Source organism: Arthrobacter sp. FW306-04-A, assembly GCF_044358315.1.
Taxonomy (GTDB): Bacteria; Actinomycetota; Actinomycetes; order Actinomycetales; family Micrococcaceae; genus Arthrobacter.
The window spans coordinates 1,038,858-1,052,555 of record NZ_CP084559.1 but is presented as its reverse complement, the minus strand read 5'-3'; the positions used below and the strand labels follow the sequence as shown (position 1 = coordinate 1,052,555).

Annotated in this window: 6 protein-coding genes; all 6 read right to left on the bottom strand. The window is 57.6% G+C overall.

Annotation, left to right across the window (positions count from 1 at the left end; translation table 11 throughout):
* Nucleotides 1-35: 35 nt before the first annotated feature.
* The 6 genes from LFT43_RS04860 to LFT43_RS04835 all read right to left on the bottom strand — a co-directional run bounded on the left by LFT43_RS04860 (nucleotide 36) and on the right by LFT43_RS04835 (nucleotide 13,623).
* Nucleotides 36-2,810, bottom strand: coding sequence for an ATP-dependent helicase (locus tag LFT43_RS04860; RefSeq protein WP_395801415.1), 2,775 nt, complete (start codon nucleotides 2,808-2,810; stop codon nucleotides 36-38).
* Nucleotides 2,811-2,839: 29 nt separating this feature from the next.
* Complete coding sequence (locus tag LFT43_RS04855) at nucleotides 2,840-5,560, bottom strand: site-specific DNA-methyltransferase (RefSeq protein ID WP_395801414.1); 2,721 nt, start codon at nucleotides 5,558-5,560, stop codon at nucleotides 2,840-2,842.
* Entirely contained in the window at nucleotides 5,550-8,621 is a 3,072-nt protein-coding gene (locus LFT43_RS04850) for a BPTD_3080 family restriction endonuclease (protein WP_395801413.1), read from the bottom strand. The genes LFT43_RS04855 and LFT43_RS04850 overlap by 11 nt, the downstream gene beginning before the upstream one ends.
* Before the next feature lie 195 nt (nucleotides 8,622-8,816).
* The gene (locus tag LFT43_RS04845; protein WP_395802898.1) at nucleotides 8,817-9,878 is read right to left on the bottom strand and encodes a DNA adenine methylase; all 1,062 of its coding nucleotides are present in this window, start codon (nucleotides 9,876-9,878) and stop codon (nucleotides 8,817-8,819) included.
* A gap of 317 nt (nucleotides 9,879-10,195) precedes the next feature.
* Nucleotides 10,196-11,602, bottom strand: coding sequence for a hypothetical protein (locus LFT43_RS04840; protein WP_395801412.1), 1,407 nt, complete (start codon nucleotides 11,600-11,602; stop codon nucleotides 10,196-10,198).
* A gap of 2 nt (nucleotides 11,603-11,604) precedes the next feature.
* Entirely contained in the window at nucleotides 11,605-13,623 is a 2,019-nt protein-coding gene (locus LFT43_RS04835; protein WP_395801411.1) for an ATP-binding protein, read from the bottom strand.
* Nucleotides 13,624-13,698: the final 75 nt, after the last annotated feature.

Below are 13,698 nucleotides of genomic sequence, written 5' to 3'. Positions count from 1 at the left end.
GAGAATCAGTTCAAAGGGTTCAACGGCTGGGATGGCTAGGACCGGCTCAATGGTTTATCCCTGCACAACGCGGCGAGGTCGCATCGGTCACAGTGAGAACACCAGGAGTCTAACCGCGGGAGACTATTCGACCGCAATGCGTCTCCAGCTTCCCTGATCTTGACTCGCACGCCGCTTAGCAGAGAGGACTCGACCTCTTCACGCGTGTTCTTGCCCTCCTCATCGAGGTTTAGAACTTCGATAAGGTCGGGTTCCTGTCCCGTGAGCTCTTCATAGCCGACGGCATAGACATGCAATTGGTCCCGCGTGACGTCCTCCGCTTGAGCGCGGTCCGTAGATTTGAAATCGACAACGGACAGCTCGTCAGTGTCGAGTCGTCGGATGAGGTCTATTCTTCCGTCGACGGTTATGCCGGGCGCCACGTGTACCTGAATCTGTTTCTCCGAATGGACGGTGCGAGAGATCTGGTCGCCGTGTGCGGCGAAATACCTCTGGATCGCCGCGACTGCAGATTTTTGGAGGGTTTCACGCAACTCCGGATAGGCGAAAGGCGTGTGCAGATGTCGCCTGACAAGCGCAGCCGCGCTGGAGACGTCCAGCAACTCGCCATGGACAGCTTTCTTATGAACTTCAGAGAGCGCATCGTGCAGTCCCTTGCCATAGCCCAAAGCTTCGTGCAGGGGTGGGTTAAATCCGTACAGAAACCGCAACTTGAACTGATAAGGGCACTCAAAAAGGTACTTGAGTTCGGAAAACGACAACACCACCTGTGGCGTCTCATGGCGGGGTTTGGGCTCCAACCTCGGACTTGCTACGGGGCTAGCCTTTGTGGAGACCCAGCTATTGGCCGTGCAGTGGTCGAAAAACTGGGAGCGCTTGGCAAACTGGCCAACACCAGGCGAATGCGTAGCATAGAGGTACTTTTGTGATCGCGTGATAGCAACGTAAAAGAGCCGTGTTTCGTCCTCCAATGTGCCTCGGTAGCGATCTGCATCGGCCACGGCTGTTTCGGGAATCACATGAAAGAGACCTAGACCGCCCCAGCGTCGAGAGGGGAAGCGATTCCGGCGCAAGCAGGGCACAAACACCACTGGCCACTGCATCCCCTTGGCCTGGTGAACGGTGGCCAGGGTAATCGCGTCCGGCGTCGCATAGCCGACGTCGCCATCAGACTCGGCATAGTATTCAGGCGCCTGTTTCTCGAGCCATCTAGCAAAGGTCTGATACTTGTCGGCGGGCTTGCTCGCGAAGTGAATTTGTTCGAAGTCTGAGATCACTTGACTGAACTTGCCCAGCTGGTAGAAAACGAGCTCCCCGCGGCCGGCTTGGCCGGGCACGGTTTCCTCACGAAGCTCCAATGCGGCGAGGAAGTCAAGATATAGACGTTGAATGTTGTAGACGCCCCAACGGGCACCTCGGTCGAAATCGCGGCCCACGTCAAGGATCTTGACAGCCGCCGCCCAGTTCTCCGGTTTGGGCAGCAGGTCCGCCTGAACCCAGAGCGACCTAAGCAGCTCGGCGTCGATCTCGGCGACCGCGTAGCGGAAAATGCCGACCACAGCCTTGATCTCGTCAGCGTCAAAGAGCCGATTGAGACCCTTCACTACGTAAGGGATGCCCCGCCTGCGGAGCTCGGCTACCAGGGGGTCAGCGTCCTTTGCGACAGATCTGTAGAGTACAGCGAAGTCTGACCACGACAGGCCGCGTGCCTCAGAAAAAGGCGTGTCTTTGAACGAGGTCCCCCGCATCTCCTGGATCCGATCGCAAATCCAGCCGGCCTCCGAATCGGGATCGTCGAAGTTGAGTGCCAGCAGATCGCCACGCTCCCACGTCTGGTGACTTGCCGCCACCATCTTCTTTGCGAGTCTTTCACCGACGGGCACCAGTTCTGCGATTGATCGGCCAAGCTCCACGATGCCCTGGCTTGAACGGAAATTGTCCGCAAGCGTGACCTGACGGACTCCTTCGTAACGGTCTGCGAAACTGATGATATTGGAGACTGCACTGCCTCGCCACTGGTAAATGGTCTGATCGTCGTCACCCACCACGCACAGGTTGGCACCATACTGAACAAGGCCCCGTACCAACTGCTCCTGAAGCGGATTGACATCTTGATACTCGTCGACGACGACATACCTTATGTCGTCTCTGATGTGCTCCTGTATAGTCGCTACATCCACATCGGTGGCGGGATCGGCTTCCAGCATCTGGACAGCCAGGTTTATCATCTCCGTGAAGTCAAAGTTGGCTTGCTCATAGAGTAGGTGGAGATATGCCGCCTGGGATTCCAAGACACCATCAGGCACGAGGGCTTCGTCGACTGTGTCTTCCCGAAGTACGCTCATGAGCTGCAAATAAAGGCGCGAATTAGCAAAACGCCACAGGTAGGCCTGCGTTGCAGTGGGAAGAGTTGGGCAAGTGGTCAGTCCGGACTGTTTGCTGTACTTGTCAACCAAAAGGCGAGCCGTTATGTCTGTGAGTACTGAGAACTTGAACGTGTCGGGAACGAGACGCTGGAGAAGATCGAGCGCATAGCCGTGCATTGTGCCGATATACATCTCCGCCAAACCGTTCACATTGCCGCGCTGGTTACTGACAATCGACATAACTCGATCCTTGAGCTCGGCTGCCGCTCTCTCAGTAAACGTGAACGCGATGATGTTCCGCGGTTCGACTCCTGGTCGCGTGAGGATGTTGGCGATCCTCTGCGAGATTACCTGCGTCTTCCCAGACCCCGCACAGGCGATAATTTGCAATGTTTCATCAAGACAGGTGATCGCTTCGTCCTGCGCTGCTGTGTACGACGTCATTTCTCCCCTTCGTGGAAATGATTTGCGACCTAGACTTTGAACACCTTCATGACCTCGTCGCCGTAGTCGTTGATGACTTTAACCGCAATTTTTCCGCTCTCCGGCTTCCGGAATGGCCGCGAAACAGTTTTGTAAAGTGAGTCCCATCCGTCGGGGTCAATATCGGTCTTTAGGGCCTTCTTGAGGCGTTTGTAAGGGTCGTTATTACCTGTAAAGTAGCAATGCCTCACGAAGAAAGACTCCTCATTGTAGTCAGTGTCAATCATCCATAGCGCGATGCGGCTAGTATCGTTGCTTCGAACTTCCCCGGTTGTCGGGTCGTAAACGTCGACTCCCCTGAGGTTGACGATCAGGCCGTTCTCCGTCAAGTCAATGTCGATGTCTGGCTCGCCGAAAACCGTAAATAGGTTTCCCGCACCGGTCTTCTTTAGCTCCTCGCCCATCAGGAGGTCGGCGTTCATCCGGACCATGAGGACTGGAATTCTACCGAGCTTCCTGGCTCCAGCGACGTTCGCGAAGCCGTCAGCGGACGCCTCGACCGTGATTCCGTCGTCCTCCGTCACACCAGTGACCTGAGCATCGAATGCGAAGCCCAGGACGCACAAGAGATCAACATCCTCGGCATTGATCGCCTCGCGTGCGGCCTTCTTCACGTATGCCGCGTTGACCGTACCGTATTGGGGGCCGACGGCGATCGCCACTCTGGTGGGAGCGTCGCTTTCAGGTACTACCTCTCGCTGGCCGATAGCCTGAATGTATTCTCCCGCGTATGTCTCGAACACCGCGAAAGTAATCCGCTCTTGGCGTCGCCCGTTCTGGATGCCCGCTTTCGCTAGGTTGTCCAGAATGGATTGTTCGAAGTTCGGACCGTCCGCGTCGCTAGCAGCCTTCGTCTCCCCCAAAGACTCTTGTCCGAGCCCGCCATCGAAGGAAAGTGAACGGTGCGGGCTGAGGGACTCAACGGTGAACGGGCCTGCGACGCGCACTTTTTTCTTGTCTTCGTACGGCTTGTCGTATAGAGGCTCGAGTTCGGCGTGACGTTTGATTGTTGCGTCGATTTCGGCGAGGTTCATTCCCTCTTTCAGGTCGGGGTTGTTCGCTATCGACTTCAGTGTGACGTGCGGAACACGTTCACAGACGAAGCCCTGCCTGATATCACTAGTAAATTCCTGGCGCGGGAGTATCTGGGCTGTCAACGCCTGCTCCTTCTTTTGGCCCTCCGCCGAATCGGCCAGCAGGTACCAGGGATACCTGGCCCCCATAACTCGTTGGCGTGCGAGTGCCAGCGCGACCCGCGACGTATCGACCGCAATCCACCGGCGTCCCCATTGTTCTGCGACGAACGGCGTCGTGCCTGACCCACAAGTTGGATCGAGAACGAGATCACCAGGGTCAGAACACATGAGCATGCAACGCTCAATCACGCGCGTGTTTGTCTGCACCACGTAGTACTTATCGGACATGAAACTGCTAACCGTGTCCATCCACACGTTGGTATGCCTGATTGCTGGAAAATCGTCGAGGTAGCGGACATACCCCGCTCGCTTGCCTGTTGCCTCCACTCGCTGGGCCCACTGGAGGCGCTGCATTCCATCGCGGTTAGTCTTCCACCCCCCGCCGGAAGGCATGTACGACTTCCCGTCGACCTGGACAGGAAACACCGTAGTCTGGCCAGTTCTCGTGGTTTGGGACACCAGATTATCCAAAGCATAGAGTCGCGACCCCGGGGAGACCTCGCCAGTTTTTTCTAGGGGCGTGGCAGACCTTCGACGCCCGTCAGCCTCCTGCACCCTGTTGTAGGCGCTCGGGATGAAGTCATTAAGCCCCTTCGTTGCGAATAGCTGTCGATACTTGACTGACTCGAGATCCTTCGCGTACCAGATCAGCGTGTCACACACGCCCGCGAGCACATTGGTACCACCAGAAAAACTGCCCGCGCCGCTCGTTGTCTTGAAGGTGATCTGACTGGCGAAGTTGTCACTTCCGAAGACCTCATCCATCAAGCTGCGCACGAGGTGCACATTCTCATCACCAATTTGGACGAAACACGACCCAGATTCGGTCAGCAGGTCGCGCGCTACAACGAGCCGATCACGCAGGTACGACAGGTAAGAATGGATTCCCAATTCCCAGGTATCACGGAAGGCCTTGATTTGTTCTGCCTCACGAGCCGCGTCCTCAAGTTTTCCATCCCTCACTGTCCGATTTCGCGCAGAGGACTGCCAGTTCGAGCCGAACTTAATCCCGTACGGAGGGTCGATGTAAATCATCTGCACCTTGCCTCGCAGCCGCTCGCGATCGGCGAGTGAAGCCATAACCTGCAGTGAGTCGCCGAGAATCATCCGGTTCGACCAGTTAGCGTCGTGCTTGTAAAAATCAACCTGATCGAGTTCATCAAGGCCATCGAAACCGTCGAAGAGCGTTAGCTCGGGTTCCTCACCCGCAGTCTCAGCGGTTCGTCGAAGATTTTCGATAAGCACCCGGGGATCGATCTTTTCTTGAATGTAAATCGGCGGCGCATCGGCAACAAGAGCCACGTCGGTTCCGCCGGCGTCTTCAGGGTCGGGGTACTTGCCGCGCCAAACGAGCTGTGGGTCGACGCTCTCGTCACGGCAGTAGCGAACTTTTCGCGCCTCTTCCAGGCTGGGGTCGACAAACTCATGTGCATCAGCCGTCGGGATATTTGTTCGTTTATCGGCATGCTTGATGGATTCGACCGCAGTCGGCTCTTTGGGGATATTACGCGCCACGAGCGCTCCTTAAGTTCTGAGTGTCGAAGTCGAGCAGATCCGGGTCGCCGATGATCGAAGCGTCGCCAAATAGGAGCTCGATCGCCTCGACCAGCCGGATCCTAAATGCAAGCGGGTCGGTCATCTCGATGTAGCCCCAACGACCGAAGCCACCGTGGTTGTTGACAGAGGCACACCACGAGTCTCGGGCCGTCGTTGCCTTGGCTTGGGTGGGACCTGGGCTCTTCTGGCTGCCCGAGACCTCGATTATGAGGGTCCTGTCGAAGTCGTCGCCATCCTGTCGCTTCAGCCGGACAAGAAAGTCAGGAAAGTAGGAGTGCGTCCTCCCCTTGTGCACATATGGGATCGTGAAACCGAGGTGGTCGTTCTTCACGTACGCTTCGACGTAACGGTTCAGCTCAAGCTCAGCGGCAAGGAGTTGTTCCCAAGTGTTGCCGTCCTTGCCGTCAAGGGTTACGTGGGAGACTTCTGATTTCTCCGTTGGCACCGTCGCTTTGCGCGTCGGAAAATCCACTTCCGCAGTCGAGCCGGCAGGGTCGAAGCGGTTGAGCATCGGTCGTAACCGGCCACGGCGATCGGCGAGCCGGGTGATAGCACCCCACACCTTTTCGGCGGCCTCGGCCTGTGCCTCAGCAATAGTCATCAAGTGGCCGAGGCTGTGCCCCTCCGTCAAAACGACTCTTTGCTCGATCCAGTCGCGGCACACCTCGACAAGTCGTGGGAAAAGCCAGGGACGCTTGTCGTCTGCAGTGTTGAATTCGCTGTCAAGAATTCGCTTGGCAAGAGCAAACGCGACCTCCTGCGGTCGGTATTGTCGGTCGTCCCCTCGCTCGACTTCTCCGTTGCCGACTACGCCCTGCATCTCAACCCATCGGGGCACAGTATTAGGTCCGATCTCGAACACCGGAGCATCCTCAAGGTCGAGCCAGATGTCCTCATCTGGCAGCTCGACGCGATAGCCGGTGAGCTTCGGGAAGCTAATCCGCAAGTGTTCTCGCCCTTCGAGCGCGGCCACCTGCTGGACGGGCTTAGGCGGCACCGGATCTTTCGTCGGCTTGTCAGAGGAGATGAACTGGAACGGAATACCGTAGACATTAGCGTACTCTGCTTCGAAGTGGCCCTTGTCGTTGACCGCGTAGGAGCGCCGTCGCAGTCCGCGTCCGACGACCTGCTCGCAAAGGAGCTGGCTTCGGAACGCTCGTACGCCGAGGATATGTGTAACGGTGTTAGCGTCCCAGCCTTCGGTAAGCATCGAAACGCTAACGACGCAGCGGACTTGCTCTCCGAGTTTCCCTTTCTTCCCGACCGTGTTCATTACCTCGCGGAGTAGATCATCGTCAGTGACCTTATCGACATCGGCCCCTGGATTGCGGCGGCGGTATTCAGCCTTGAACGCTGCGATCTCGGCGCCAGCGGCCTGCTTGAAGTCAGCCTTCATGCCCTCACCCGACTCAAGTTGGGCAGAGTCAATCAGGATCGTCCGTGGCCGAGGCAGGAGCCTGCCTTCAATCACATTGCTCAGCAGCGACAGGTTACCGGACTTGTGTGCGACGATCTGACCGTCTTGCTCGATCTCTTGGCCCGAGATCCAGTCGTAAACTAGCTTGCTCACAACTGTGTTGGGACAGACCACGATGAATACAGGCGGCGTTTCGCCAAAATGCTGAAGGTCCGTCTCCCAGTGGTGGAACGCCTTCTCATAGCTGCGGTGGAGGCTGCGCAGAGCACCCTCCAGCTCAGGCGGGGGCAGCCAGTCGTCGACCTTGCCCTTTGCCGCCCTCTTGGGAAGTTCTTGGCCGACGAAATCCCATAGGCGAAGGTACGTTACGAGCTCTTGGTCGGAGTCGTCGTCGACCGGTGTGCGCGGGACCTTCACGATTCCAGACTCAATCGCGTCCATTAGTGAGAAATCACTGACAGTCCAAGGGAAAATATAACCCTCGTTGTAACCGGAGCCCTTGAGATAGAAGGGCGTCGCTGACAGATCTATGACTTGCTTGATCCCAGCGTGCCTTGCGATCGCTTCGAGACCCCGGAACCAGACGCGGGCTTCTTCATTTGCCGCTTGTTCTTCTGAGCTGAGCTTTTCAGTCTTAGAGTCCGCCGGTATCGGGCGATCCTGATAGCAGTGGTGTGCTTCGTCGTTGAACACGAAAATCTGCTGCTTGTCAGTTCCAAGGTCCCGGAGCACGCGGCTGACCATCGCCTTGGGAGACTCCTTGAAGGCGTCCCCCCTGCGGTCGCCTTTGAGGAGAAGCCGGGTGTTTTTGGCGACCCCACGTATCTCTTTGGCGTCCTTAAGCTGGAAGGCGTGGTAGTTAGTAATGACGATTCGAGCGTGCTCGAGTCCACTCTTAAGGTCGATTGGAATCAGGTCACGTAGATCATAGTAGTTTTCCGAGTCTTCAGGCAGCAGGACTCTGAGACGGTCACGAATTGTGATGCCCGGAGCCACGACAAGAAACCTGTTAGTAAAACGTGCATCACGAGGAGACTGCACCTTATTGAGCGTCTGCCAGGCGATCAGCATGGCCATGACAACCGTCTTTCCGGAACCGGTAGCCATTTTCAAAGCTGCCCGAGGCAAACCGACATTGTGCGCCTGATTCTCGGGTTCAAGTCTCTTTCGCCAGTCGGGATAGCCGTGGGTTCGTCCGGCAACCTCTGTCAGGAAGATCGCTGTCTCGGCGGCCTCGCGCTGACAGAACAAGACTCGGTTCTCACGATTGGGGTCGGCCCAGTGCTGGAGAAGCTTACGAGTAATCGGCGTGACACCCGCGAAGTCGCCGCCGCGACGCCACTTAGAAACGTCCCGGCGAAGATCGTTGATAAGGCTGTTCTTCTCGCGCCGCTCACCGGTGAGATCGAAGTCGAAGGTCTCCTGCACGGAATCATCATTTCCGCGCCTGCCCTTTTTTGCGATGGCAATGGGAATGAAGGACTCGCTGGGCCGTCTGCCGTCGCGAACCTCCCCTGTCGGGCCCTGTGGGCCGATCTCATAGAATCGGTCGGGCTGCTCATACGGCGTGTTCAGGATCGGATTATCAATGTTAGTACTCATGCCCCAGCCGTTCTGTGCCCAACCATGCTGTATATCCTAGCTGGGCCCACACACGAAATGAGGGCGCCACCCCTCAGCTCCAGTATGCAAACAAGGTTTTCGAGCCGTCGTCCAATCGGCTGGCCATCCCTTGAGCCGGAGGCAGATCCTACTGCGTTGATCGAGACCGCAATAAGCACATTGCCATGGATTCAGCTACATTGGCCGGGCGTCGCCGCTCCCAATAATCGGCCGCAATCTTTTGATCTTTCCAACGACGGAACTCGGAAGCGTTGTTATTAACAATTCGTCCGAGCCATTGCGACTGCCGTTGGAAGCGGCCGAGTAACGTAATGTCGTCAACCTCTTCGAGACAATGAAGGACTTGGCACCGAGACGTCGTGCATCCTCGTCTGGGGTCATTCTCGAGCGACCGTAAAGCAAGCATGAATCCGTTAGTTCGGGCTCTACGTCGTACGACAGAATCCACCGGTACGGGATGCCACTCATCAAGTAGGCAGCCAAGCGTAGGTGGGGGCCTTGTCCTTTCCAAGAAGCGTCAACCTCGTCCTCGAATGAAACATTGTAGAGCTTTGAAGACTTCTCAAGGTAAGGCGGGTCGAGATATACGAGTACAGCTTCGGGTCGGATCGTTTTGTAAGTGGAAGCTGCCTGGTCGAGCGTCGAACGCCAATCGCCGCACCAGACGTCCGCGATACGTCCCTTGCTGTAGAGCTCGCCGACGTATGCGATGCGAGTTTCTAAGGGGTCAGGCATGAACCTGCAGCCGATACCATATTTCGATTTCTGGGCTCGTCCGCCAATTGGACCAGCCCCACCGTGCAGGATCCCGGAGAAGGTCGTCCTGTTGAGGAAAAGACACCTCATCGCCGTTTCGAACCGTGCGGTTTCCGCCTTCATGCCGTGTGGAACTGTCCAGTGTCGCCAATAGTCCCAGCGTTCGAGAGCCGCAGAACCGCCCGGTGCAATAAATGTCTTGTGTTCTTCCCTCATGCGCGCAATGAGGTTGGCACTGTCGCCCGCGGCGACCTGCCAGAATGCGGCCACGAGTGGGTCTGCGTCTGCAAGAAGGGCCCGCTGAACCGTTCCATTACCGAGGAGACGGAGCGCCGTCGAGGACCCCCCAGCGAACGGCTCGACGAAGAGCTCCACCTGTGGAATTGACTTCGCTGCCCTAGCGGTGTCAATCAGTTCCGCTACCACCGAGGCAAAACCTGTTTTCGCGCCCGGGTATCGGAGCGGCGATTGGTGCCGCATCCGGGCTTGGGCTTCTGTCACCGGAGGCACACTTGAAGAAAGTTGGCGCGGTTCTTCTCGAACGAATCTTCGCGCGAATGATTCGGCGCCGACATGCACACGCGCGTCGTCTGGCGCCAAATGTGGTGGGGTTCGAGGCAGGGTGGGCGGTGGTGCGGAATCTATCGGGAGTCGAATGATCTCGATTGTCACGACCACTTACCTGCCTTCCGTATGTTGTCTGGACCGTAAAGAGTCTAGATTGAACGACATCATCACGGGCATCTCGAGTCACGCTTGCGATAATTGGACTCCAAAACACGACGCAACTGCCCTCGTCACTTGAATGGCGACCGGTATCTGATCTGGGAATCCTTAGGCAACTGGATACCGTTCTGTGCCATTGCTCGCAACACTGAGTGACCAACTCCGAGTGGAAGCGAAGCCGCGTTATGCGCGAGTGCGACGGGGATAACCGCGTTCGGGTAGAGTCGCGTTCGCACTCCATCGAGGACTTCACAGACAACACGAAGAGTCGGATAGCTGTCAAACTCCTCCGCCCCCAAACCTTCGTACGGCAACACGCCGGCCCTCGGTGGAACCGTTATCACGAGGGGGTCCCCCGCGGTCGTTCGGAAGATGAACCTCCGTCCGTAAAACTCGTCTCGACCATACTGATGACCGTCTGGGCGACCGGTCATGCGATTTATGTACTCGGTCGTCAGCCGCATAACACTACCTTTCGGGATCAGCTCCGCGATGAGCTCGGCGTGCTCCACGAAACGCCCCGACTTCTCGATCCCGACGAGCAACGGTGCTGAGATGCCCTTCGTCGCACCCCATTCGTAAATGGCGTCGTTATATGTCTGCAGGCGGCGCTTCAAAGGCGCAACAACCCCGAACAGTGCCAAGGGCCCGTCCGTGATGAAAAGAGTTCGCCTGAGGACGTCCTCAGGCGTGTCAAGCTGCGTGTAGAAGTGCTCTAAGTAGCTCAGCGTCATCAGCCGCTCCACGACGAGCATGACTCTCGTCATGGCGGTCTGATTCGACCCCTCCTGTGAGTATTCGTCGTGAGTGCGAAGGACATCCGCTAAGTAAAGGATGGCGCCACACTCTGTGCACGTGCCACCGGAGATAGTGACACGCGGCTCTGAGCCCGGAGCGAACCCGAACGCGCAACTGGGACAGGTTCGAATCGGTACATCCTTCGCCGGATTCCCCGGCCCGCCGTGCATAGCGAGAAGGGCGTCAGCCAAAGTGCTGTCGGAATCCTGGTCGAAGCGCGTGTTTCGAAGGAAATGGTCGATTTCCTGCCGCCAGGTGTCACGTCCGTTGTAGCCCGGCCGAATCAGGCCGGACCCGGGCAGAGCGGCGTCGAAAGCTGCTTCGGAATGAGATGCACGAATCTGGACCGGGTTCACGAAGGGTCCTTCGCCGGCCGCAGTGATTTTGTCGAGGTCCAAGAAGGAACCGGCAATGCGGAGATACCCAACCTTGATTGTCGGGTGCTGCCTTGTGACCTCAACCTCAGAGTCGGAGCCGTCGACTGTGATCGCGAACTTGACGTCCGTCGCCGGGGTGACGCTCTGGAGCGCGCGAAGCGGGACGCAAAGCGAGGTCACGCGATCGCTGTCCTCAGGTTTCGCTTGGGCGACTTCCCAGCGGGCGAAGGCCTCCTGGACCGCATGGTTGCTGACCGTCGGGACATGACCGAGCCGGGAGGCTCTCTCGTTCGAGTACGGCACAGTCAGTAGCTTTCGGTGGTGTCGAGCACATGCGGGAGGAGACCTGCGGTCATCCGCGCCTTGTTGATCATGTCGTGGTCAAACTTCGCGATTTGCACCGGAACGATGTATTTTCCGGAGTGGGTCTTCATGCGCACGAACCCGACGTCCTCGCAGCGGCGCAGACTGTCAGCCCATGTCTTGAAGTCGTAGTAGTGAGAGAGCTCCCGGGTCTCGTTGTCCGAGTTAAGATGGGCCACCAGCCAGTTTGACGTGTTGGACAGGACCCGCTGGTCAACACTGGACACCTCCTGAGTGGCGTACATCATGCCAACCTTGTACTTCGCAGCTTCCTTTGAGAGCCGCACCCACGGATCAGAGTCCGTCTCCCGCTTGCCCCTTTCGAAAAGGTTGTGGGCTTCTTCGACGACGATTTGGAATGGCCGGGGCTGTTTTCCTGCAGCGAACTCGTCCCGAGCATGGTCAAGAAGTGTCGTGACGATGCGCTCGGAAAGCGTCTTCACGACGCTGCCGTTTCCCTGCGACAAGTCAATGATAACGAGCCGACCTGCCTGCATGTCTTTCCAGACGAGCTCGCCGATCTCGCCGATGGCTGCCGGATCGTGAAACGGCTTCAGCCGCTTGATGGCCGCGTCGCCGGCCTGACCCTCCATAGCCTTGAGAATGTCCTTCAGCTCGCCCGAAGCAAAGTCCCGCTTCCACGAGTCTGTAAGAGCATCGTTCTCATTCTTTGCGCGCAACCATTCGAGCAATGCCATTGCAGCTGCGGTCGTCGAAACCCACGCATACTTGTCTCGCCCAGCCACGCCCGAGATCTTGGACGTTGCTTCTGTCAGTTCTTTCACGAGTGCGTTCGTCAACGTCACCCGAACGGTGGAGAGGCTTCCGGACACGCCCGCCCGGTGAAGCAATGCGTAAAACGCGAGCCGATTCCGTTCAAAATGGTTCAGTGCCGCAATATCGGCTGCCACGGGCTCTGCCATGTTCACCGCACGGAACCCGGCCATATACTGCGCACCCGCAGACGCTGACGCGGCAACTTCCTGCTGGACCATCTGCCAGACGGTCTGCAGGCTGGCGGAGTCGAGGAAATTGATTCGCAGCGGTTGCTCAACCGGCTTCGCCGGGTCTGGCTTCTCCTTATAGATGCGAACCTCATTAGCAGTGTCCCCGAGGAGGCGCAGGCCGGTGCCGTCCTGCTCGTTCACGTTCGCGTACTCGCCCTGAGGGTCGAAAATGAGCTGCCCGATGCGCTCTTTTCGCGCGACGCCGTGCTGGAAAACCGCAGTCACGACCGTCTTGATGGTGTTGGACTTACCGGTGCGTGTCATCCCGAACACGGCAGTCTTACGGGAGATGAAGTCTGATACGTGTACACGGACTTCTGCCCCTGCAGTGCCAGCCATTCGGGCCCGACGCATCGTCGACGCGAATCGGACGGTCCCAAGCGGGAGGGTGTTATCTTCACCGGTCTCGGGATAGGAGGCGAGCCAGGAAAGCACGTACGGGGACGGGAGAAAGACCTGGTATTTCGCGGAGGAGACGACATTGTCAATGTCAGCCCCGAACTCGAGAGTGGCGCTTCCCTGATCGATGGCGTAAAACGTGCCAATGACCTCGCAATCGAAAGCTGACTGCTGCAACTCATCCCGGGTGAGCGTATCTGTGACGTCGTCAAAGGAGCGTCCGCTAGTCGTGGCATCCCGTACGACCGCGAGCCGGGTCTGGACCAATTCGACCTCGTTCGGCAGCGACGCGGTGCCGCGCACACGGAGGAGGATCAGTTCCTCATCGTCGAGAATGAAACCCTCGCTGGTCTGGTTTCCCGCAGTCGCGAGGAGGTATCCGCCGAGCGGCACACCGCCGGCTTCGTGCTTCCGATAGTCATCGGTAAGGACGACGGCCTGAGAGTAGTCAAGGCGGTAGATCCCGCCAATTGCGACACACTCCTTGTTGATGAGCTCGGCGAGTGGACTTATGGCTTTCGTCTTGTTTGCCACGGCTGTGACGATACTAGTCATTGGTACCTTTCCCCAGATTTCGATTCCCCAGATTTCGATCGTAAACCCTTGGCCCAATTTCTTTGTGTTGGCCTC